This is a genomic window from Candidatus Electronema sp. JC, from assembly GCF_048287365.2.
In the GTDB taxonomy this organism is placed as follows: Bacteria; Desulfobacterota; Desulfobulbia; order Desulfobulbales; family Desulfobulbaceae; genus Electronema.
In genome coordinates this window covers 26,467-48,784 of sequence record NZ_JBLWEM020000038.1, presented here as the reverse complement: position 1 = coordinate 48,784, position 22,318 = coordinate 26,467, and the positions used below count along the sequence as shown (strand labels likewise).

22 protein-coding genes are annotated in these 22,318 nt (G+C 61.3%); 7 read left to right on the top strand and 15 right to left on the bottom strand.

The features are described from left to right. Positions 1–95 precede the first annotated feature (95 nt). The 4 genes from ACNKH3_RS06180 to ACNKH3_RS06165 form a co-directional block, all read right to left on the bottom strand. Positions 96–377 (bottom strand): type II toxin-antitoxin system YafQ family toxin, encoded by a 282-nt coding sequence (locus ACNKH3_RS06180; protein ID WP_420208623.1) that lies wholly within the window; start codon positions 375–377, stop codon positions 96–98. Next, positions 374–589: a hypothetical protein gene (locus ACNKH3_RS06175; protein ID WP_420208622.1), complete on the bottom strand. Its 216-nt coding sequence runs from the start codon at positions 587–589 to the stop codon at positions 374–376. Before ACNKH3_RS06175 ends, ACNKH3_RS06180 begins: the two co-directional genes overlap by 4 nt. A 224-nt stretch (positions 590–813) precedes the next feature. Next, positions 814–2,166, bottom strand: coding sequence for an IMCp domain-containing protein (locus ACNKH3_RS06170; RefSeq protein WP_420208621.1), 1,353 nt, complete (start codon positions 2,164–2,166; stop codon positions 814–816). A gap of 124 nt (positions 2,167–2,290) precedes the next feature. Further along, entirely contained in the window at positions 2,291–3,943 is a 1,653-nt protein-coding gene (locus tag ACNKH3_RS06165) for a hydantoinase/oxoprolinase N-terminal domain-containing protein (RefSeq protein WP_420208620.1), read from the bottom strand. A gap of 186 nt (positions 3,944–4,129) precedes the next feature. Here ACNKH3_RS06165 and ACNKH3_RS06160 point away from each other — a divergent pair, with 186 nt between their 5' ends. Further along, positions 4,130–5,470 carry a cobyrinate a,c-diamide synthase gene (locus ACNKH3_RS06160; protein WP_417915705.1) on the top strand — a complete coding sequence of 447 codons (1,341 nt, stop codon included), beginning with the start codon at positions 4,130–4,132 and terminating at the stop codon, positions 5,468–5,470. Positions 5,471–5,495: 25 nt separating this feature from the next. Here ACNKH3_RS06160 and ACNKH3_RS06155 read toward each other — a convergent pair whose 3' ends face one another. Then, positions 5,496–6,878: a thrombospondin type 3 repeat-containing protein gene (locus tag ACNKH3_RS06155; protein WP_420208619.1), complete on the bottom strand. Its 1,383-nt coding sequence runs from the start codon at positions 6,876–6,878 to the stop codon at positions 5,496–5,498. Positions 6,879–7,070: 192 nt separating this feature from the next. On the opposite strand from ACNKH3_RS06155, the gene ACNKH3_RS06150 reads away from it, so the two are divergent. After that, the gene (locus ACNKH3_RS06150; RefSeq protein WP_420208618.1) at positions 7,071–7,232 is read left to right on the top strand and encodes a hypothetical protein; all 162 of its coding nucleotides are present in this window, start codon (positions 7,071–7,073) and stop codon (positions 7,230–7,232) included. A gap of 126 nt (positions 7,233–7,358) precedes the next feature. Here the strand turns inward: ACNKH3_RS06150 and ACNKH3_RS06145 are convergent, their stop codons facing one another. The 8 genes from ACNKH3_RS06145 to ACNKH3_RS06110 form a co-directional block, all read right to left on the bottom strand. After that, on the bottom strand, positions 7,359–7,604 hold the full coding sequence (locus ACNKH3_RS06145; RefSeq protein WP_417916507.1) for a dissimilatory sulfite reductase D family protein: 246 nt from the start codon (positions 7,602–7,604) through the stop codon (positions 7,359–7,361). A 75-nt stretch (positions 7,605–7,679) separates the two neighbouring features. Further along, the gene (gene dsrB / locus ACNKH3_RS06140) at positions 7,680–8,822 is read right to left on the bottom strand and encodes a dissimilatory-type sulfite reductase subunit beta (RefSeq protein ID WP_420208617.1); all 1,143 of its coding nucleotides are present in this window, start codon (positions 8,820–8,822) and stop codon (positions 7,680–7,682) included. A gap of 56 nt (positions 8,823–8,878) precedes the next feature. Further along, on the bottom strand, positions 8,879–10,159 hold the full coding sequence (gene dsrA, locus ACNKH3_RS06135; RefSeq protein WP_420208616.1) for a dissimilatory-type sulfite reductase subunit alpha: 1,281 nt from the start codon (positions 10,157–10,159) through the stop codon (positions 8,879–8,881). Positions 10,160–10,464: 305 nt separating this feature from the next. Further along, the gene (locus ACNKH3_RS06130) at positions 10,465–11,142 is read right to left on the bottom strand and encodes a hypothetical protein (protein ID WP_417916322.1); all 678 of its coding nucleotides are present in this window, start codon (positions 11,140–11,142) and stop codon (positions 10,465–10,467) included. Positions 11,143–11,262: 120 nt separating this feature from the next. Continuing rightward, positions 11,263–12,246, bottom strand: a complete 984-nt coding sequence (locus tag ACNKH3_RS06125; RefSeq protein ID WP_420208615.1) for a GDP-mannose 4,6-dehydratase — start codon at positions 12,244–12,246, stop codon at positions 11,263–11,265. Then, positions 12,243–13,391 (bottom strand): glycosyltransferase family 4 protein, encoded by a 1,149-nt coding sequence (locus tag ACNKH3_RS06120; protein ID WP_420208614.1) that lies wholly within the window; start codon positions 13,389–13,391, stop codon positions 12,243–12,245. Before ACNKH3_RS06120 ends, ACNKH3_RS06125 begins: the two co-directional genes overlap by 4 nt. After that, the gene (locus ACNKH3_RS06115; protein WP_420208613.1) at positions 13,382–14,170 is read right to left on the bottom strand and encodes a glycosyltransferase family 2 protein; all 789 of its coding nucleotides are present in this window, start codon (positions 14,168–14,170) and stop codon (positions 13,382–13,384) included. Before ACNKH3_RS06115 ends, ACNKH3_RS06120 begins: the two co-directional genes overlap by 10 nt. A 119-nt stretch (positions 14,171–14,289) precedes the next feature. Then, entirely contained in the window at positions 14,290–16,383 is a 2,094-nt protein-coding gene (locus ACNKH3_RS06110) for an SUMF1/EgtB/PvdO family nonheme iron enzyme (RefSeq protein ID WP_417916230.1), read from the bottom strand. A 306-nt stretch (positions 16,384–16,689) separates the two neighbouring features. Between ACNKH3_RS06110 and ACNKH3_RS06105 the strand changes: the two genes are divergently transcribed. Genes ACNKH3_RS06105 through tsaB form a run of 5 tightly spaced genes read left to right on the top strand, consistent with a single transcriptional unit; the run spans position 16,690 to position 19,635 of the window. Further along, positions 16,690–17,136, top strand: coding sequence for a glycine zipper domain-containing protein (locus ACNKH3_RS06105; RefSeq protein ID WP_417916229.1), 447 nt, complete (start codon positions 16,690–16,692; stop codon positions 17,134–17,136). Positions 17,137–17,141: 5 nt separating this feature from the next. Beyond that, positions 17,142–17,543 carry a secondary thiamine-phosphate synthase enzyme YjbQ gene (locus ACNKH3_RS06100; protein WP_417916228.1) on the top strand — a complete coding sequence of 134 codons (402 nt, stop codon included), beginning with the start codon at positions 17,142–17,144 and terminating at the stop codon, positions 17,541–17,543. Further along, entirely contained in the window at positions 17,540–17,794 is a 255-nt protein-coding gene (locus ACNKH3_RS06095; protein WP_417916227.1) for a hypothetical protein, read from the top strand. The genes ACNKH3_RS06100 and ACNKH3_RS06095 overlap by 4 nt, the downstream gene beginning before the upstream one ends. A gap of 45 nt (positions 17,795–17,839) precedes the next feature. Then, a complete protein-coding gene (gene rseP, locus ACNKH3_RS06090) occupies positions 17,840–18,919 on the top strand; it encodes an RIP metalloprotease RseP (RefSeq protein ID WP_420208612.1) in 1,080 nt (359 codons plus the stop codon). Further along, on the top strand, positions 18,910–19,635 hold the full coding sequence (gene tsaB, locus ACNKH3_RS06085; protein WP_417916225.1) for a tRNA (adenosine(37)-N6)-threonylcarbamoyltransferase complex dimerization subunit type 1 TsaB: 726 nt from the start codon (positions 18,910–18,912) through the stop codon (positions 19,633–19,635). Before rseP ends, tsaB begins: the two co-directional genes overlap by 10 nt. On the opposite strand, the gene ACNKH3_RS06080 is transcribed toward tsaB, so the two are convergent. Together ACNKH3_RS06080 and ACNKH3_RS06075 are read right to left on the bottom strand one after the other, a co-directional pair. Next, the gene (locus ACNKH3_RS06080; RefSeq protein WP_420208611.1) at positions 19,636–22,005 is read right to left on the bottom strand and encodes a tetratricopeptide repeat protein; all 2,370 of its coding nucleotides are present in this window, start codon (positions 22,003–22,005) and stop codon (positions 19,636–19,638) included. A 55-nt stretch (positions 22,006–22,060) separates the two neighbouring features. Further along, positions 22,061–22,243, bottom strand: coding sequence for a hypothetical protein (locus ACNKH3_RS06075; protein ID WP_417916223.1), 183 nt, complete (start codon positions 22,241–22,243; stop codon positions 22,061–22,063). Positions 22,244–22,318 lie beyond the last annotated feature (75 nt).

The following is a 22,318-nucleotide window of genomic DNA, read 5'->3' as shown; positions in this document are numbered from 1 at the left end:
TAAAATTTCAAGGTGCAAGCCAGCAGACGGCTGGTTTTGCAGAGGACAGTTCTGGCTGCTCAAAGCAGGCCGCCTCCGCCTCAATAATCCGCCGCTCAATAGACCTCATCATGCGTGCCGACCGCTTCCAGCAAGATTGCCTCATTTCCTGATTCCTCCACAAAGGAAAAAACAATCCTCAAATCATAGGCGACGCTGCACGCCCACGAACCTTCAAGGTTTCCTTTTAGCTTATGCGTTTTCAACGCTGGATGAAAGGCATCCGCAGTAAGCATTTCCAAAGCCGTGCGCAGGCTGGCTGCTAAATGGGGCTTCTTTTTGAGCAGTTGTTTTGCGCTTCGCGCGAATGCGCTGGATTTTAATAAAGGCCGGTTCATGACAGAAGCGACTGCATGATCTCATCTGGACTTTCAGGGCGCAGCTCTCCAGCCTTAAACTCTTCCCGCGCAGAAGAAACAAGGGCAGCAATCTCCAAACGGCGGCGGTTTGCAATACGCCTACGGATAACATCAATCAGAGATTCCTGTTCCTCTAAAGAAAGCCTGTCAGCGGACTCCAGTATTTCATTGAATGAAACAGCATGGCTCATGATGTTTCCCCTCCAATTTAAACTAATTTTTCGTATAGACTCTCCGGCGCAATATCAGCACCGTTCGGCCTGCATCCGCCCGCCGCAGCATAACCATCTCATATTTGCAACGAATGCGCAAGTCTGTTGCGCAGGGGGACGCTGAAGGACGGCGGAAGAAACGGCGGGAAAGCACGCAGGGGCCGGGCTGCGCCCCTGCGGCCATGAAAACAGCGCGGAAGGACTTAGAAGCGGAAGCGCAGACCGCCGCCGATGCGGCCATACTCCTCCAGCTCGTCCAGCTCGTCGGTGGCTGCCCGGCCTTCGAGGAAAATCGCCACGCTGGTGCTTGCCGGATTGCCGAAGAGGCGCAGGCCCAGCTCGGCGATGACATCCGCGCCGCTGTCCTCGCTCGGCATTTCGTCCTCGCCGTTGGTCATCCATGCGCCGATGCCCAGTCCGGCGAAGAAGGGCGACCATGTCGCGCCGTTGCTGGAGCATTGGAAGAAGTTGTACTGGACAAGGAAATCCAGCACGAAGGCATCCGCGCCGCTGTCTCCGCCCGCTTTGGCCGCCCCGCCCGCCAAAGCTAAGAAGGAGAACTGCGGGCTGGCGGCGTACTCCACGCCCAGCCTGCCCAAGCCGTAGTTGACATGATCTTCTTCCTTCTGATGCAGCCAGCCAAGGTCGGCGATGAAATGGAACGGCGACTCGCAGCACTCAGCCTTGCCCGGCACCTCCTTGACCACTTCCTTGACCACCGGCCTGTCCACGTAGACGGTTCTCGCCGGGCCGGGAACACGCACTTTCCGCACCACGGTCTTGACCACCGGCTTGTCAACATACTTCACCACTTCCACCGGTTTGTCCACATATTTGATCACTTCCTTGGGGACATAGACGGTCGGACCGGGAACAGAGACCTGCCGCACCACCTCCTTCACCACCGGGCGGTCAACATACACCGTCGGGCCTGGCACCGGAACCTGCCGCACCACTTCCCTGACCACAGGCCGGTCCACGTATTTGATCACTTCTTTGGGAACATAGACCGTCGGGCCAGGCACCGGGACTTGGCGCACCACTTCTTTGTACTGCACCACCGGCGCCTGCTGCTGGATCACCTGAACTGGCGCGGGGCCGGACTCCTTCAAAGCCAGATTGCCGCACTGCAAAGGCACGGCGAAGGTGTAGCGCCGACCGTCCTTTTCCACAGCAAATTCAAAGACCGACAACGGCGCGCTGCCGCCCCAGGTCACATCCCGCGCCACCTTGACCCGTCCGCGTCCGTTCTGGCGGAAGAGCATCCAGTCAATCTGCTGGCCGGGAAGATAGTCAACTATGGCGATCTGGCCTGAATTGTTGGCGATATGCGCCTGCACCAAAGGGAACAGGCCCGCGTTCCCGGCTCGGCTCATGCCGTCCTGAATGTCATTGCCCATAGTCCGCATCATGGCCCGCAGATCCTCGACCGTGGCCAAGGGCGCGGAAACCGGATGCCGTCCCACAGTGCGCAGGACGCTGGCGGCTTGGACTGCGCCTGCCGGAGCGGCCAAAGCGGCCAGCAGGGCGGCGGAAAGCAGCATCTTCTTTTTCACGACGTTCTTCCTCCTTCAATTGATGGTGTCCGCAGACAGGCTTGCCCTGCCTGCGCAGTTCGTTCCCTTCGGCTCCGCTCAGGGAGCTGCAAGCGCCCTGAGCGGAGCCGAAGGGCGCGCATATTCAGTTCAGCGCCACAGCGCATTCCTCGCGTCCGATCAGGGCCGCGCCGACCGCGTTGCCCACTTCGTAATAATCCGGGAAGCTGACCGTGGTGCGCAGCCGTTCGGCCACAGCGGGCAGGAAGCAGCGCGAGGCCGCGCCGATGCCGATGATCGGGATTTTCACCGCCACGCTGAGGCTGAAGAGCGGGTTGTCCTTGCTGGTCAAGAAGGGGGCCGCCTCGCTGGCAGGCCAGGCTTTGCGGGCCAAGTAATCCAGAATGATGGTCTCGATGACCTGCTCGGTCTCCGCAACCACCCGCAGGCAGAACGCTTCCGCCTCCATGCCCAGCGCGGCGGCCAAGGCTCCTGCTCCCTGCTCGGCCTGCCGCCGGTCGCCGATGGTCAGTTTGCCCAGGACATGCAGCGCGTCGGTCGGGGTGAAACCGACCATCCTGATCTGCTGGCGGTAGACCAGCCGCTCCAGCCATTTTTCCAGCAGCACTCCGGCGGCCCCGGTTTTCAGGGCGAGGGCCTGCGGACTGAGCGGGCCGTGCTGAAGCAGGCAGCGCATGACATCATCATGCACCGCCGCCTCTTCGTTCACGCCTTCCACCGGCATGACCAAGGCGTTGCGCAGGCCGCAGCCCAGCCAGTCCTCCGGATCAGGCAGCCCGGCGGTCATGCAAAGCGGCTGCACCCGCGCCGAGGCCAGCCGGAGGCCGCTGTCACGGCTCTCGCAGATGACGTGGGAGTCGCCGCCGCCGGCCGCCGTGTACATGTCAATTGCCTCAATATGCGTCCGCCACTGGCCGATCCGGCAGCCCTCATTGCTGAGCACCGGGTGGCTGTCGCGGATCATGCAGACATCGGTGGTCGTGCCGCCGACATCAACCACCAGCGCGGTCGGCTCTCCGGCAGTGCAGCCGAAGCGGGCCGTGGCCGCCGGGCCGCTGGCCACGGTGATCGCCGCCCGCCGCACCGCCTCGTCCAGACTCGCACCTCTGCCGCTGCCGCAGATGATAGTCACCGGGCAGCTCAGGCCGGTTCTGAGCATGGAAATCTGCACTGAGGAAAGGAAGCCGACCATCAGCGGCATCAGGCGGGCGTGGAGGCAGGCGGTGGCCGCCCGCCCGTGCATTCCCGGACTGCCGCTGACCTGATGCGAGCAAAAGACCGGCTTGGGATCAAGAACGGCGATGGCCTCCTCGGCCACCAGCTCGTGTGTGGGATTTTTGATCGACATCGCGCTGCACACCGCGTAGCTGTCCACCTCGCCCCGGATCGCCCGCACCGAATCCACCAGCCCTTCGATGTCCAGCGGCTCGTCCTCCTCGCCGGTGATCTTATGCCCGCCTTTCATGAAGACGCTGGCCGTCACCGGCAGCTTGAAGTGGCGGACAGGGCCGAAGACTAACAGGCCAACCCGCGCTCCCCGCCCCTCAACCACCGCGTTGGTGGCCAAGGTGGTGGAGACCGAGAGCCGACTCACCGCCTCCGGCGGCACGCCGGAACCAGCCAGCAGCCGCTCCAGCGCACGGCCCACGCCGATGCCCAAGTCGTGGTGCGTGGTCGGCTCCTTGACCCAGTGAGCCACCTGAAGGCTGGAATTGCTGATCAAAACCCCGTCGGTGCAGGTGCCGCCGGTGTCAATGCCGATGCAGTAGCTCTCCATTTGTCTGCCGCCCGTCCTTTGCCCGCTGCGAAATCTGTTCGGAAATCTGCTTTGTTGCTCAAAGCTGTCTGAAAATCAGCTATTGTAAACCGCTGGCTGCGGATTGTCCAGCGCGGACTGCGCAGGCGGCAGATGACAGGCCGGACTTTTTGGCGTATAGTGGCGGCGCAACCTCAGCCTTGGTGTATGATTATGCCCCTTCCCTCACTCCTCATCGCCGGGACGCATTCCGGCTGCGGCAAGACCACCGTCACCCTCGGCATCATGTCGGCCCTGCGCCAGCGCGGCCTGACCGTGCAGCCTTTCAAATGCGGCCCGGACTTCATTGACCCCAGCCTGCACCTTGCAGTCACAGGCCGGGTCTCGCGCAACCTCGACATCCGCATGTGCGGCCCGGACTGGGTGCGGCAATGCTTCGCCCGTCATGCCGACGGTGCGGCTGTCTCCGTGATTGAAGGGGTGATGGGCCTCTTTGACGGCGGCAGCGGCTCGGCAGCAGAGCTGGCCGCGCTGCTGGGCGTGCCGGTGCTGCTGGTGCTGGATGTGCGTTCAATGGCGGAGAGCGCGGCGGCGGTGCTGCGGGGCTTCGAGTGCCTTGATCCGCGTGTGCGGCTGGCCGGGGTGATCTTCAACCAAGTGGGCAGCGCAAGGCATCTTCAGCTTGTCAGCGAGGCGGTGCGGCGGCATTGCCGGGCGGAGATCATCGGCTCGCTGCCGCGCGAGAGCGGCATCAGCCTGCCATCACGCCATCTTGGCCTGCACATGGGCGCGGAGGCGGACATCAACCGGCAGCAGCTCGTCAGCCTGATCGAGCAGCACCTTGACCTCGACCGCCTCATTCAGCTCGCCGGAGAGGCGCAGGTGCCCGCTGCGCCGCCTGCCGCGCCGCTGGAGCCGGTCGTCGGCACGGTGCGCCTCGGCGTGGCACGGGATGAAGCCTTCTGCTTCTACTACCAAGATAACCTCGACCTGCTCACCGCTGCCGGGGCCGAGCTGGTCTTCTTCAGTCCGCTGCATGACAAGGCACTGCCGGAACGCTTGGACGGCCTCTACATCGGCGGCGGCTACCCGGAGCTGCACGCGGCCCAGCTCGCCGCCAATCAGCCAATGCGCGAGCAGGTGCTGGCCTTCTCCCGCGCTGGCAGGCCGGTCTATGCCGAGTGCGGCGGCTTCATGTATCTCTGCGAGGCACTTGCGGACAGCGAGGGCGGGCGGCACGACATGGCCGGGGTCTTCCCGGTGACAGCCCGCATGGGCCAACGGCTGCGTCGGCTCGGCTACCGCACGGCGGAGCTGCGCGGGGACTGCCTGCTCGGCCCGGCAGGCAGCGTGCTCCACGGTCACGAGTTCCACTGGTCCGACATTGACCCGATGCCGGAGCAGGTGCGGCGCGTCTATGCCCTTGATGACGGCAGGGCCGAGGGCTACCTGCTCAACCGCACCTTGGCCGGGTATGTCCACCTGCACTGGGGCGGCAGCCCGGAGGCGGCGCGGTGGTTTGTGCGGGAAATGGGGGCAGGCAGTTGAGCGGGTTGACAGGATGTTTGCTCTGTCACTGCTTGCCATCCAGCAGCAGCTTCAAAATGGGCAAGTTTCTGGACGGTTCGCAGGGATCGCCTATGTCGTCGCCGTCTGTGTCCTGCTGGTCAGGATTGGCGACAATCCTGCAATTGTCCAAGAGATCCGGCACACCGTCGTTGTCATCGTCATCGTCGCAAAGATCACCTGTGCCGTCGCCGTCTGTGTCCTGCTGGTCAGGATTGTAAACGCTCGGACAGTTGTCCTGAAGGTCAGCGATGTGGTCCTTGTCAGCATCAGCAAATGTCATCACGCTGGCTTTGCTTCCATAGCCATAATCCTTGTAGCCGACATAAGGGTTGTCGTTGGCATCTACGGCGATATTGACGTATTCGGCACTGTCTGAGGAGAATCCAGGCTGGCCAACCTGCGTCCAGCCGCCTGTCCCGTTGGAGCGCAGCACACTGGCCTTGCCGCCGTTGGTTTCGTCGCTGTAGGCAATCAATAGATTGCCGTTGCTGTCTGCGACGGCATCAAGCCCGCCGACCGCGCCGGGAGTGATGCCGGTCTGGCGCTTCCATGTGTTCCTGTTCCATGTCTGCAAGCTGCCCTTCTTGCCGTTGCTCCAGTCTCTATAGGCTAAAACGAAAGAGTCAGGCGTGACAACAAGACTGAGCATGTCAGCTTGGCCTGGAGTGCTGCCAGACGCAGAGCCGACTGGCATCCACTGCATTCCATTCCATTCCGCCACGCTCGCTTTGCCGCCGTTGTTTGAGTCCGAATAGGCGGCAACGAACCCGCCGTTGCTTGCAACAAGGTCCAAAGAATACGCCGCGCCGGTGGAAAAGGGGTTTCCAGCCAGCTGCCAAGTATTGTCCGTTGAATTGAAGCAGCTCATCCTGGCTTTGTTGCTGTTTGCTCCGTCACCATACGCGACGCAGGGATTGCCGTTGCCGTCAAAAGCCAAGCCAAGGCTGGTTACAGTGCCTGGCGTGAAACCACTCTGGCCGACCGGTATCCACCCCATCGCATCAGCCCAATTGAAGCACATCACGCTGACCTTGCCGCCATTTTCATCATCCTTATAGGCGATATAGATATTGCCGTCATGGTCAACAGCAGTCTTGATGTCGGTTGCCATGCCTGACGTGAAGCCAGCGGTGCCGACCACCTCCCACGCCACCTGAAGTGTACTGTTGACATGTTTCTGAAGCGTTGTCGCCTTGAGGCCCTTGCTGTAGTCCGTAATTGTGACATAGGCATAGTCGCCATATATCACGAGATTCACGTAGCTCGCTTGTCCAAAAGTGAAACCTGGGTCGCCGACATAGTTCCATGATGTTGGCTGGGCATACGCCCTGCCGCCAGCCAGCAGCAGCACAGCCAAGAACAGCAGTCCCTTCAACGTTGTTTTCATTCCATCCTCCGTGCAAATATGTGATATAGTCTGCCTGAAGATCAGGCGGATAAGCAGTCAATGCGTTCAGAACGCAATACTGCCACCGTCCTCCTGAAAACACAAGCGGTTTCTCTGTCCGTCACAGGAGGCTGTGAATTTCAGCCACAGCCTCCTGCGGCTGAGGCGAAAAAATGGTTGACAGGCGCGGCGGTGAGCGTCACCGCGAATGGCGCAGTCACCTTGCAAGGATTCGCTGATTCGGCAGTGAGCAGCCTGAATATCCGGGTGAACGCTTATGCCGAGCTGAAGGAGATGATCCGCAGCGGCTACGGCGGGCGGGTGGTGGATGTGCTGATGATTGAGACGGCGTAAGGGCGAAGAATCTTTCGCCCTGGCGCGCATCACCGGGCTGCTGCAAGGGCGAAAGATGCGCGCGGCCAATAAAAAAAGCGGAAACCTTGCGGCTCCCGCTTCGCTCCTTTCAGACGAAGGAGTGACTCAGTTCACGCCTTCGGCGTTTTCCTCGTTCTTGATCCGCGCAGGAAGCGCGTACATGGTCGTGGAGCCGGATGACCAGAACATCATCTTGCCCTTGGTGACCAGCGCGTTGGCGATCTTCTTGATGTCGCGCGGCGAGCGTTCGGTGTCACACTCGTAGAAGTCTTTGATATACAGCTGCGGTTTCGGCGACTTGGTCGCCTTCTCGATGATCTTGGCCTCAACTTCTTCAACACTCATTGCCATGATAGGTTCCCTGTCGGCAAAAGTTTTGTCAGGAGAACGCCCGGCCAGAAAATCTGGCCGGGTGTGCGCGGCTGCTTACTTGCTGGTGTAGGCAGCCGTGGCTTTGGTGAACTTGAACTGCGTGCTGGTCCGCCACGTGTCGTAGGCCAGACGGTAGTCGTCAATGGACTTGTCGGTGAACGGAATCTCGCACTTCTCGAAGAACTTCTCCCAGCCGATGCGCTCCGCCCACTCGCCGATGCGCTCGTACTTGCGCGCGTCCTTGGCATAGACCTCGACGATCTTGCGGATGACCTGCACGGTCTCCGGCCAGCGCGGCGGGGTGTTCGGCAGGAAGGGCACGACCAGCTTGGAGAACTTCGGCATGGATCTGGAGTTGGAGACCTTGCCGCCCACGAGGATGGCGATGCCGTCGCCGTCCGGGTCAGCCAGCGGCATGGCCGGGCACATGGTGTAGCAGTTGCCGCAGAACATGCAGCGCTCGGCGTTGACCTGCACCGACTTCACTTCCTGGCCGTTGACCTGCACCTTGGCCGGCTTGACCGCGCCCAGCGGGCAGGCGGAGATGGCCAGCGGAATCTCGCACACGCCGGTGATGCGGTTGTGGTCGATCATCGGCGGCTTGCGGTGGATGCCGAGAATGGCGATGTCCGACGCGTGCACCGCGCCGCACATGTTCAGGCAGCAGGCCAGCGCGATGCGCACCTGCGCGGGCAGCACCATCGAGCCGAAGTACTCGAACAGATCGTCCATCACCGCTTTGACCGGGCCGGAAGCGTCGGTGGCCGGAGTATGGCAGTGCACCCAGCCCTGGGTGTGGACGATGTTGGTGATGCTGGCGCCGGTGCCGCCAATCGGGAACTTGGTGGTGCGGCCCTTCAGGTCAGCAATCAGCGCGTCGCAGGACTCTTTGGAGTCAGTCATGAACTCCACGTTGTTGCGGGTGGTGAAGCGCAGATAGCCTTTGCAGTGCTTGTCAGCGATGTCGCAGATCTCGCGGATGTACTCGATGGACACCAGACGCGGGGAGCCGACGCGGACAGTGAAGCACTTGTCGCCGCTCTCGGCCACATGCACCAGCACGCCCGGCTCGAGGATCTCATGGTAGTCCCACTTGCCCTTGTTGGCCGCGATGACCGGCGGCAGCATTTCGGTGTACGGACGCGGCCCAAGGTCGGTGATCCGGCCTTCCATTGGATTATTTGGATCGTAACCCATTGCAGACTCTCCTTATATATGAAAATAGTTCAAGATTCAGGACAGGACAGCGGCCGTCAGGCGTTGTGCTTGCGGCGGAACTCTTCCACGTCGCGCTGCCAGCCGCCCTCGACTTCCTCTTCCTTCCAGAAGACATAGGGGTTGGAGCGCGGCTCCTTGACATGCTGCGGCAGGGCATCCACTTCCATCACGCGCAGGAAGGTGGGCAGGCCGACGCGCTGCATGGTCTCGCCCACGCGCTCGCGGTTCTTGCCGACCTCCATCCACCAGTCCCAGACCTGCTCGATCACGTCCACCAAGTTCTCGTACTCGTTCTCCTTGGAGACCTCGATGAAGGGGATGACCATGGTCGCGAACTGGGCGCCGTCGAGGATCGGGGCTTTCGCGCCGATGCAGACCGTCGCGCCCTTCTCCTTGCCCGGCTTGAGGGCGCGGGGCATGACGTTGATGCAGTGCATGCAGCGGGTGCACTCGGCGTTGTCAATCTTCAGCTCGCCGCCTTCCATCCACATGCAGCCGGTCGGGCAGAGGTCAAGCACTTCTTTTTTAATGTCGAACTTGCCCCAGTCGCGGCCTGAGTGCGCGCCGGCGTTGGCCGGATAGTTGCCCGCGATGTACTCTTTCACTGCCGCCTGATCAATGCGGATGTCGTCTTTCCAAGTGCCGATCAGAGCGAAGTCGGAACGGGCGATGGAAGCCACGCAGTCGTTCGGGCAGGCGGAGAATTTGAATTTGAACTTGTAGGGGAAGGCCGGACGGTGGATCTCGTCCTGATAGTGCATGGTCAGGTGGTGGCAGACATCCTGCGCGTCGTAGCAGGCCCACTCGCAGCGCGACTCGCCCAGGCAGCAGGACGGGGTGCGCAGGTTGGAGCCGGAGCCGCCCAGATCCTGCTCCAGATCGTGGGTCAGATCCCAGAACAGCGGCTCCAGATTCTCGGTGCGGGTGCCCAGGAAAATCATGTCGCCGGTGGAGCCGTGCATGTTGGTCATGCCGGAGCCGTACTTGTCCCACAGATCCATCAGGGCGCGCAGGTTCTTGGTCGAGTAGTACAGACCGGAGGGCTGGGCGATGCGGACGGTGTGGAAATGCTCAACGCCGGGGAAGAGCTTCGGCACATCCGAGTAGCGGCCGACGATGCCGCCGCCGTAGCCGAACACGCCGACGATGCCGCCGTGCTTCCAGTGGGTGATCTTGTCCTTGTAGGAAAGCTCGAGCTGGCCGAGGATGTCCCAGCATTCCGGGTGGGTCTCTGCCTGCCGCTTCATGTCGGTGACGAAACTTGGCCACGGGCCTTTCTCCAGTTCGTCCAACAAAGGCGTAGCGTGCTTTGCCATCGGGTGTTCCTCCTCTAATGGGAATGAGATTTAATAAAATCAGAATCGTAACTGCTATACCCTGCGACAGGCGCGCGGCTGTCATCTCAAAGGAGGCCGGGCCGCCTGCTCAACTGCTGTTTCTCAGCATGGGAACTTAAACGCATCACCCGTATTTGTCAATGAAAAAGAAGGGCGGACCGGCTGGAGGCGGAGAGGAAAAAAGGAGCTGCGCCGTGCAGCCGTCAGGAAGAGGCGAAAAGGAAAACAGGGCAGGCGCTGAGCCTGCCCCTCGAAGGGACGGCAGATGCGGCAGCCGGAAAAAATCAGGCGCCTTCCGGGCCGTCCTGCGGCGGACATTCCTCCCTCTTGGCCTTCAAAGTCGAAGCGGTGGCGGAAGTCAGCTGGAGCGATTTGCTGATCCTGCGGCCCATTTTGTCAACCGCCGCGCTGCCTCCTGCAATCACCCCGCCGGTGATGACCACATCAGCCAAGCTGAACAGCGTCTTCTGCGGCCCGACAAGAAAAGCCAGCGTGTCAGGGTCAATCAGTCCGCTCAACGCCCGGATGCCGACCAAGCTGACCGCCATGCCGAGGCCGTAACTCAGCCAGTAGGCGTAACGGGCGGTGTTCAGGCGGTAGGCCGCCAGCTCATGCTCCTTGTCCTTCACAGCCAGCACCAACGCCTGCCGCGCGCCGCTGTCCTGCTCCTCGGCCAGCTCGGCGCGGAGCTGTTCGATCTCATGCTCGATCTGCTGCCGGTCCGGGCTTCTGACCGGCACCAGAATCGCCTCGACCGCGCGCTCCATGAACACCGCCATCACGGACAGGGACATGATCAGGTCGAACAGCTCGCCTTCTTGGAAAGACAGATCCCGCAAGGTCAGAGGAGGCAGATAGCAGTAATTCAGAACTGCCGCCGCGATGCTGACGCAGAGCAGGATCAGCAGCGCCGCAGCGCCGCGCCGGTAAGTTTTGATGAAACGCAGCTGCTGCTCCAGCATATTCGGCCTCCGTGCATGATCAGACAGGAATGAAGAAAAGGGGACAGCTGAAGCATAGCACAGATCAGGCCAATGCGGCAGGACAAAAAAGACCTGACCCATTGCACGAGCCAATAACTCCTATTGCGGCGGCGGAACGGAAGGGCTGCTGGCCTGCTTCCGCGCCCGCACCATCTCCCGCACCACATCTTCCAGCTGGAACGCGGCCTTCCAGCCCAGCTCGCGCTCGGCCTTGGCCGGATTGCCGCAGCCCTCGCGGATGTCAGTCGGGCGGAGCAGCTTTTTGTCAGAGATGACATGCTCGCGCCAGTCAAGACCGACCTCGGCAAAGGCGAGACGGACAAAATCCTCCAGCGGGCGGCTGCGGCCTGTGGCGATGACGTAGTCCTGCGGCCTGTCCTGCTGGAGCATCAGGTGCATGGCCCGCACGTAGTCCGGCGCCCAGCCCCAGTCGCGGCGGATGTTCATGTTGCCCAGATGCAGTTGTTCCTCGCTGCCAGCGGCGATGCGGCAGGCGGCGGCGATGATCTTGCCGGTGACGAAGCGTTCCGGCCGCAGCGGCGACTCATGGTTGAAGAGGATGCCGGTGCAGGCGAACAAATTATATGCTTCCCGGTAGTTGGCCACGATCCAGTGCGCCGAAGCCTTGGCCACCGCATACGGGCTGCGGGGCCGGAAAGGAGTTTTCTCATCCGCCTTGGCGCCGCCGGTGTCGCCGAAGCACTCGCTTGATCCGGCGTTGTAAAAGCGGATCGGCCTGCGCGTGAAGCGGATGGCTTCAAGAAAATTGAGGGCGGCGGTGCTGATGCTCTCCAGCGTCTCCACCGGCTGCTCAAAGGAAAGGCCGACTGAGCTTTGGCCGGCAAGATTGTAGACCTCGTCCGGCTCCACCTCCTGCAAGGCGTTGAGGACGCTGCGGAAGTCGTTGACCGCGATGGACAGTGTCCGCACCTGCTCAAAAATGCCGACGCGGCGCAGATTGGCGAAAGAGCAGGTCTGGGCATCGCGGGACGCGCCATAGACCTCGCAGCCGTTCTCCAGCAGCAGCTGGGCGAGATAAGCTCCGTCTTGGCCGGACGCGCCGCTGATCAAGGCTTTTTTCATCTTTTTTCCTCCGCGATCTTGCGTAAAATGCGCAAGGTCTGCGCCGCTGTCCGCTCCCACGTGAATGCGCCTGCCCAAGCCCTGCCCTGCTCGGCCCGGCGGCTGCGCTCCTCTGCGGACAATTGCAGCATCTCTTTGATTTTCGCCGCCAAAAGCTCTGGCTGCGGGGCATCCACATAGAACGCCGCCTCGCCGCCCACTTCCGGCAGCGAGGCCGCCCGCACAGTCACGGTCGGCAGCCCGGCCAAAAGGGCCTCAATCACCGGCAGGCCGAAGCCTTCGTAGGTGGAAGGCAGCACGAAGAGATCAGCGGCCTGATAGAGCGTCCGCAGCTCCTGCTCGGTCAGGCCGCTCAGGCGCAGCACCCGCTCAGGCTGTGTGATCTTCAGCAGGCTCTTTCGCACTGCCTCCTCGCCCCGGCGGCCTTTGCCGACCAGCACAAGCTGGTGCGGAACCGCCTCTTGCAGCAAGGCGAAGGTCTCAATCAGTTTATCAATATTTTTGTGCGGATAGCTGTGCGCCACGCAGAGCAGGAAGGGCTGGCGGACACAGAGTTTGCGCAAGATTTGCCCGATTTTATCTGGCGGAAGCTGGTTCCGGGCGAAATCCTGCTGCACGCCCAGCAGCGTGGCCTGCACCTTCTCCGCCGCCGCAAAGCCGTAGCGGATGACCTCCTGCCGGGAAAACTCGGAAATGGTCAGCACTGCCTGGCAGCGGCGGCAGGCCGTCCGCACCAGCGCGTCCAAGGTCAGCCGCTCCAGCCAGCGCATGTCTTCAGGATGACTCTTGTATTGCATATCACAGACCGTCACTGCCTGCGGCGAGAAACTGAGCGCAGGAGCAGTGTAGCCGGGCGACCAAAGCACATCCGCCCGCGCTTTGCGGGCGGCGAAGGGCAGCAGGAATTGCTCGGCGAGGATCCGCAGCGGACGCGCCGCCGCCCGGCAGGGAATTTGATGAAATTCGACTTGGGAAAAGGCGGCCAGATCAGCCCGAAGCAGGCTGTCGTTCTCGCAGTTGGTGAACAAAACCAAGGTGTCGCCGTCGGCAAGAGCGGCCATCGCCTTCAGCGTCTCGCGCAGGTAGATCTCGGTGCCGCCCACGTCGCCGGGCACGAGAAACAGCGTGTTGACACCTATGCGCATGACTTTCTCCGGCGGGCCATGAGCGAATAGATGCCGACGATGCCCCAGCGGACGAAAAAATGAATCAGCGTCTGCGGGGCGAGGCGGCCTGCGTCGGCCCGCGCCGCCTCGTATTCCTCTTGGAACTGCCGGGCGAAATGCTGGCTGCTGATAGACTGCTCGTGCCAGCGGAAAGCAGCCAGCGGCCCGCCCGGAACCCGCGCCGCGCCGCCGCTGCGCCACAGCCGGAGGATGAACTCATAATCCCAGGCCGCTGTCATGTCCTCGCGCAGCGGCCCGGCCTGCTCGAACGCCGAACGGCGGAAAAACAGCGCGGGCTGCGAGAGATAATTGATGCACTGGTAGGTGAAGCGCGAGGAGACAGGGTAAAAGCTCTCCTTGAAACGGGTGATGGCGGCGCGGATTTCCTGCCCCTGCGCATCAACAATCGGGCAGCCGCCGAAGCAGATGGCCGCGTCAGGCCGCTGCTCGAAGATCTCCCGCACCCGCCGCAGCGCGCCGGGATAATAGATGTCATCGGCATTCAGCCAGGCCAGCACGTCACCAGTCGCGGCGGCCAGCCCCTTGTTGATGGCATTGGCCGGGCCAGTGTCTTTTTCTATGATCGTCTTGGCGATTTTGTCCGCATGTCTGGCGATGATGGCATGAGAATCATCTGCGCTGCCGCCGTCGACGACGATGTATTCCAGCCCGACATCTGTCTGCGCGGTCACACTGGCCAGCGTCTGCTCAAGAAACCTGCCGCCGTTGTAATTCGGGGTTATGATTGAGAAGCGCATCGGAATTTTTTTACAAAATGGCAAGCTGCCTGCGGCGCAGGCTGTCAAGCTGGAGCATACCCGAAAATCAGGCTGACCGCAGCCGAAAACAAGGCGGGCGGCGCAGATTGCCTTCCCGCTCAGGCGCCCAGCGCGACCCGGAATCCGGCCCGGATGATCCGCAGGCCGGGCGAGAGGCAGAAGCGGAAGCAGGAGCTGGCGAATTTCGCGCTGCTGTCCCAAGAGCCGCCGCGCAGCACCCGGCCTGCGCCCTGCTCGGCTCCGGCGGGATTCCGCACCGGCCAGGCCGGGTAGCCGTCCTTGGCGTACCAGTCCGCGCACCATTCCCAAACATTGCCGTGCATGTCGTGCAGGCCCCAGGCGTTGGGATGCTTGCCGCCGACGGGCTGAGTTTTTTGTCCGGCATTGGCGGAATGCCAGGCATAGCGGTCGAGCTGGCCGGGGTCGTCGCCGAAGCAGTAGGCCGCGCCGCTGCCTGCCCGGCAGGCGTATTCCCACTCCGCCTCAGTGGGCAGCCGGTAGTTCCGGCCAGTCTGCCGGGAGAGCCATTCGCAGTAATCGCCCGCGTCCTGCCAGCTCACGTTGACCACCGGCCTCCGGGCGCGGCCCCAGCCCTCGTCTGGAGGTCTGGCCCGTCCTGTGGCCATGCAGAATTCGTCAAATTCGGCGAAGGTGACTGGATAGCGGCCAATGCCGAAGCTGTCCAGCTCCACTTCGTGAGCTGGCCGGGCGTTCTCCGGCCCGATGCCGCCGATGTCGCCCATGCGGAAGCGGCCTCCGGGCAGAATGATGATCTCCGGCCCGTCTAACGGCGGCCTGCCGCCTTTGCCGGGAATCTGATCCCGCCAGCTGAAAAAGGAGCCGTGGCTGTCCGCATAGCGGAGCAGATTGAAGCCGGAGAAATCCAGCCTGCCGAGATGAGGGGCCAAGCCGCCGGCCAGCTCCAGAAAACGGATGAGCTGATCCGTGGCCCGCACCGGCCTGGACGGCGGCTCGCAGTCGCTGATCAGCGAGCAGGCGAGCAGAAATTCCCGGAAAGTTGGATGGCTGAAGCGGAAGGCCCGCGACGGGGTCTTATGCAGCAGCGAGCAGCTGTCCGGCTCAAAGCGGTCCAGCCAGCAGGTGTTGGCATCCTCGCAGAGCAGCTCCCAAAGATCCTGCTCGGCGATCTCCTGCCGGTCCTGCCGCTCCATCCAGCGGGCCACGCGGATGCAGGCGTTGAACATCTCAGCCCGCTCCGGCAGGCGGACGCAGTCCGGACGCTGGGCTTGCAAAGTCCGCAGCTTGCGGTCCAGCCAGCCGCGCAGCAGAGTCTCGTACAGAGTGTAGGTCGTCCAGTTTGACCGCCCGTCCGCCGCTTCCAGCAGGGTCTCGATCTGCTGAAGCAGCAGGGGCTGCCGCTCCAGCTCCGCAATCTGCTCAAGCAGCTGCGCCGCCCGCGTCCGCTGCCGGACCGCGCTGAAGCCGCTCAGGCCGAGGCAGCCCGCGCCGTTCCAAGGCAGCAGCCGCCGGAGCAGAGCCTGCGCCTGCCTGCGGTCCAAGGGGGCGAGATGCAATACGGAGCAATTGCAGCCGGACAGCCCCCGGATCAGCAGCTGGCCGGCGGAGTTGGCCAGCACCTCCGGGAAAAAATGGCTGCGGCAGGTGATGAGTGCCCGGCGGAATGGCCAGGCCGCCTCGACCAGCTCCCGGAGCCGCTCCTGCGTGCGGCCACGGGCGGCGCGGTCTTCGTTGAGGCCGTCCAGCAGCAGCACGGTGTCGGCCTTGCCTTCCACAGCGGCGATCTGGGCGAGACTGTCCGGGCCAAGGCGGAACAGCTCGCAGCGGCAGCCGGGCGGCCAGAATCCGGCCAGCTGCAGCAGCTTGACCATCAGCAGCAGCGAAGTCTTGCCCATGCCCGCTTCCGCCAGCAGAAAAAGCTGATGGCTGCCGTCGCGGCAGACAGGCTGGCCGCCTTCAAGAAAACGGCTGAGCACGGAAAAAGCCGGTTCGCGCGGCGCGGGCGCAGGCAGACCGCGCCGCCGGTCTGCCGGGCAGCGCTCCTGCACGTGCGGCTCGACATAAAATCTGGCCAAGTTCTCTGCGCCCCCGAACTCGTCCCGCAGCAGATTCAGCTCCTGCGCCCGGTCTCCGGCCAAGCGGCTCAGACGCTTGGGCAGCTGCGCAGCCAGCTCGGCGCTGGCAAAGGGCAAGGGTTTCATCCCCAGTCTCACGGTGGCCTCCTTATGAATTCTGCGTCCTCGGCGGTTGACAAGAGCAGGGTGTCAGCGGCGAGACGTTTTTTCCGCTCCGTGCTGACTCTCAGATTAGCCTAAAATATGCCCCGGTTAAACTTTTTTCTCATCGGCCAGGCGGGCGGACAGCCAGGGCGCGGATGGAAAAAAGACGCATTGCGATTGAAAAGAACGCGGCCTGTGGGTTATAATCCCTTCAAATCATCAGCGGATTCGGCGGGCTGCTCCGCCGCGCCGCGTGCTGCGGGCAAATTCACATCACACATATGCTCCATTGGAGGAATTATGAAAAAATCACATCTTGTCGCTGCCGCTCTCTCTGTCCTGCTGCTTTCGTCCTGCATGGCCAACAAGGCTCAGACAGGCGGAGTGGGCGGCGCTGCGGCAGGCGCGATCGCCGGACAGGCCATCGGCAAGAACACCGGCGCCACGCTGATCGGCGCGGCGGTCGGCGGAATGCTGGGTTACGCCATCGGCAACGAGATGGACAAATACGACCAGCAGCAACTCAATCAAGCCTATGAAAAAGCTCCGTCCGGCCAGACTGTGAGCTGGACCAACCCGGACAACCGCAATCAGTATCAGGTCGTCCCGCAGACCGCCTACACCGGCCCGGACAACCGCATCTGCCGCACAGCGGAAATTGTCGCGGTGATTGAAGGCAGAACCGAGCGCACCCGCAGCACCGCCTGCCGCGACAGCTACGGCAACTGGGAGCTGCAAGGCCGCTGAAGCTGATGCGTTCAGGCTGTTTCACGCTGTCCACCGCCGCTCCGGCGGAATTTGTGGACATCACCGGACAGGCCCGGCAGGCGGTGGCGATGTCAGGCATTGAGGAGGGGCTGCTCTGCCTCTTCAATCCGCACACCACTGCCGGGCTGACCGTCAATGAGGGCTGCGACCCGGCGGTGCGGCAGGATCTGCTCGGCCTTTTCGGGCAGCTCCTGCCGCCGTCGTGGCCCTGCCGCCACGCCGAGGGCAACTCGCCCGCCCATGCGCTGGCGACGCTGACCGGCAGCTCGCTCACCATGATCATCACAGAAGGCAAGCTGCTTCTCGGCGCGTGGCAGCGGATTTTTTTCTGCGAATACGACGGCCCGCGCAGCCGCGCCGTGCATTGGAAGGCACTGGCGGGATGAGCGGCGCGCAGCAGTCCGCAACCGGCTTTGAGCAGATCTGCTTCGGCCTGAGCCGCGAGCTGGACGAGCAGTCGCTGGCTCTTTTCCTCCGCCTCTTCAGCCGCGACGAGCTGCTGAACGCCCTGATTCCCCGTCTCGCCGAAGAGGAGATCAGCGGCTTGGTTGACAAGCTCACCGGCATTCTGCGCCGACATCTGGCGGAGACGGAATATCACGAGCTGTTTCTCGGCGATCACGACCATCATCATTGAGCCGCAGCAGCGTGGCGGCAGGCGTTTTGCAACGCAACCACATCCATGAATTCCCTCCTTTCTTTTCTTTTCGTCCTCGGCATCCTCATTTTTGTGCATGAGCTGGGCCATTTTCTCTTCGCCAAGCTCTTCAAGGTGCGGGTGCTGACCTTCTCGCTCGGTTTTGGCAACAAGCTGATCGGCAAACAGTGGGGCGAGACTGAATATCTGCTTTCGGCTTTTCCGCTCGGCGGCTACGTGAAAATGTACGGCGAGCAGCCGGGCGAGGAAATCGCTGACGGGGAAAAAGCTGTCTCGTTTTCTCATAAAACCGTCGGGCAGCGCTTTTGGATCGTCTTCGGCGGCCCGCTCTTCAACCTGCTCTTCGCTGTGCTGGTCTTCTGGCTGATGTTCGTCTTCGCCGGGCGGCCTGATCTGGCGGAAACCACCAAGATCGGCACGATTTCCGCCGGTTCGGCGGCAGAAAAAGCCGGGCTGAAGAAAGACGACATCGTGCTGTCCATTGACGGCAACACCGTGACAGTTTGGGAGCAGGTTTCTGAAATCATCCGCAATTCCGGCGGCAAAGAGCTGGAGCTGCGCGTCCGGCGCGGCGGGGAGGAATTGACCGTCGCCGCGACCCCGGCGCGCGACATGGTGAAAAACATCTTCGGCGAACCGACCGAGGAACGCTACCTGCTCGGCATGAGTCGCGCCGAGGATGTGGTGTACAGCAAAGTTTCCTTGCCTGAATCGGTCATGCTGGCCTTGCAGCACACGTGGAGCATGATCGTGCTCACGGTCATGGGCTTGGTCAAAATGATCCAGCGGGTGATTCCGGCCTCCGAGCTGGGCGGGCCGATCCGCATCGCTGAAATCGCCGGACAGCAGCTGGAGGCGGGCTGGATCAATCTGATTCATTTCACCGGCCTGCTCTCGGTCAATCTCGGCATACTCAACCTGCTGCCGATTCCGATTCTCGACGGCGGCCACCTCGTTTTTCTCAGCATTGAGGCTGTCCGCCGCAAGCCGATGGGTGAAATGGCCCTGATGCGGGCGCAGCAGGTCGGCATGGCCCTGCTCGGCACATTGATGCTGTTTGTTTTCTACAACGACATTGCCCGGCTGGTGCAGCGGTGGATGTAAGCCTTCCCCTTATCCTTTCGATTGAAACCGCCGCAGGCTGCGGCAGCGTTGCCCTGACTCGCGGCGGAGTCAGCAACGGCAGATTGATCGCCGAGGCCGCTGTTCATGCCGAAACCAGCCATTCCCGCCAGCTGCTCGGTTCCGTCGAATGGGTGATGCAGGCTGTCGGAATAAGCTGGAGTGATCTGGATGCAATCGCGGTCAGCATCGGCCCCGGCTCGTTCACAGGCCTGCGCATTGGCTTGGCGGCGGCAAAAGGCATCGTCTTTGCTGCTGGCAAGCCGCTCGTTTGTGTGCCGACCTTGGATGCCGTCGCCCTTTCCTGCCCGCTTGTGGACGGCCCGCTTTGGTGCGTCATGGATGCCCGCAAGCAGGAGGTGTATGCCGCCTGTTACGGCCCGAAGGGGCAAATCAGTCCGGCTGAGGCTGTCCGCCCGGAATTGCTGGCGGAGAAGATTGCGCCGCCTGCGGTCATCGCCGGGCCGGGTCTGGCCGAATATCAGCACATCTTCTCGCGCATTGCTGGGCTGCGCTTCATTCCGCCCGCTTTAAGCAGTCCCAGCGCGGCGAAAATTGGCTTTCTTGCCGCAGACAAGCTGGAGCGAGGTGAACGCAGCGATCCGGCGGCGGCTGCTCCGCTTTATGTCCGGGCTTCGGAAGCTGAGGTGAATTTGAAAAAAAATCAGCCTGATTCCGCTGCGGGCAGACAAAGCTGATCAGGCGTTGCCTTGCAGCGGAGGCGGAGGCAGCACATCCGGGGCGATGGTTTTGAGGATTTCCAAAGCGGGATGGCGCACTTCCGGGGCAACGCCGTTCAAGTAGCGGACGCTGCCCTCTTTGGCGGCGGCCAAGGCTTCCCGCAGAGGCCGCCAGCGTTCGGCAAGAGGGGATTCATCCAGCAGGGCAAGGACTTCTGCTGCCCTGCCGGTGCAAACGGCTTCTTTGAATAAGGTGAGCATGTCCTGCCAGTATTTTTCAAAGAACTCGTCATCGCCTTTGTTGAGCAACTCTCGAAAATGCGGTTCTGCTTCTGGCCATTGGTTGTTGGCGACAAGTAGGGTGGCAAGAGTATGGACTCGATTTAAATCGAATTCTAATTCCACGCTTTTTTCAGCGAAGAGTATCGCTTCATCAAATTTATCCTTTTGTCCATATAAGAACCAAGCAAACGCATTATAACGTGAACTGGTTGGCTTAATCTCAATATCTTTTCTGTACGCATTCTCAGCCTCGTCGTAACGTTCAAGCCGTTCCAGCAGTACGCCAAGATTGAACCAATATTGAGAGTTATCTGGCTTTATTTCCAGAGCTTTCCTGTACGCAATTTCCGCTTCGTCAAAGCGTTTCAGCTCACGTAGCAGGTTGCCAAGACTGTTCCAGCACCAATCATAATTTGGCTTAATCTCAAGAGCCTTCTTGTATGCTGCTTCGGCTTCGTCAACTCGTTTTAAATTGTAGTGCAACAATGAGCCGAGAGTTGTCCAGCAAAAGTCATGATCCGGCTTAATTTCTATAGCTTTTCTATAGGCTGCCTCAGCTTCGTCAAAACGTTTCATGTTAGATAAAAATATGCCAAGAATGCCCCAGTAGTCAGCATAATCCGGCTTGATTTTAAGAATTTTTCTGCAAGCAGCCTCAGCCTCCTCATAGCGTTTGAGTTGATAGTTTTGATACGCTTGAATCAATAATTCATTAAATTTAATATCCGTCAAAAGAGGACGTAGTTCTGCGTCTTCTCCTTGCAGATCAAACATTGTTTCAATTTTTCTTGAGTCTTTCTCCTGCCTCAGCAAACAGCGCAAGGCATCACGGTTTAATTTTTCTTTCAAATGCTTATCTTCAACAGTCCGCGCCAAAGCCAATTTATATTCAGCCCAGCGGACATCATTTTTGTCCTCCCGCAGCAGCTTCTTCGCATGACCTTGCAGCTCCGCTGCGCTGAAAAACATCCGCAGAAAATGCACCAGCCAGATCAGCTTGCGCCGCACCCTTCGGCTGGCCCGCATCAAATACCAAATATTGAAAAAACGTTCGCCAATCTGAAACGCGGCCCGCTTGCCGGAAGCAGCATCAACTTTCTCAACATGCCCCTGCTGCTGCAAGCGGTTGAGCTGCGCTGAAGCCGTGTTCACATCCCAGCCCAGCTTGTCCGCAAGCTGCCGGGCGGTCATCGGATCCCAGTTCACCGCCAGCCCGTCCACCAACTGCTGCGCCTGCTGCGGCAGCTCCTCAAAGCGAGCCTTGTAGAGCGGCGTGACCAAATCCAGCAGGCCCTCCAAATCGCTGCGCACGTCGCCGTCCAAACCACGCGCCAAGACGTTGTAAAGCAGGACAATGGTGCGGGGATTGCCGCCGGTCAGATTATGCAAGATCTTGATTCGGGCTGGGTCGTCATCCAGCAGCTGGGCGACCTGCGGCGTTTTGCCCAGCTCGGCCAGCTTGCGCAGCGTGGCCCGCATCTCCTCCACCGACAAACCTTGCAGCTCGTCAGTCGCATGAAAAAAGTCCGCATCCACAGGCTGTGTGCTCGCCGCAATCAGCAGCAGGCGGGATTCACGCTGAAAAATCGCCCGCAGCTGCTCCTGCTCGCCCTTCAGCCGCTCCAAAATCAAATCCATGTTGTCCATCAGCAGGAGGAGACGGCAGCCGAGCTTGTCGGCCTCGACCAGCAGCAGAGATAGCGCGTCCTCAACTTCATCAACCACCTTGTCCAGCGCGTCGGCCTCGTCCTTGCGTCCGCGCTCCTCCAGCAGGTCGCAGAAGGCATCAAGGCAGTTCCGCCAAAGATCGGCAGCCGTGCTGATGTTGTACTGCTCTTCCGGGAAAGTCAGCGGCAGCCAGCACTTGCCCAGCTCCGCGTCTTCCTCCACGGCAATGCCAATCCGCCGCAGCAAGGTGGATTTGCCCATGCCGCGCAGGCCGAGAATCAGGCGGTGGCGGCACGGGCCGCCGGGCTGCTCCTGCCGAAGATCGGCAACAATCCGGTCGAGCAGCTCGGTGCGGGCGACAAAATAATCCTTCAGCTCCTCGCGGCTCGACAAGGCCGGATTGTACACGGCTGCGCCATGCAGGCGGATGTCGTTCATGATGTTGATTTGTTGATTGTTTCCGCAGGGTCACGGCATGCCGTGACCCTACGAATTATACCGCCAAAACGCTCTCCCGCTTCCACCAGCCAAAATCCGCAAGCCTGCCGCCAACCACGCCCCATGCCGATTTGGCCCGGTCAAGCAGGGCGGGCAGAAACATGGCTGCCAGCAGGGCTGCCACCGCCTTCACTGTTTCATCCCAGAGTAACTGCGCCGTGTGTTTAAAAAATTCCATGTCTTCATCTCCTGTTTTTGTGCCGCTGCGATTATGCCGCCGTTGATCTGCACTCATATTACAACGGTTTTGTTG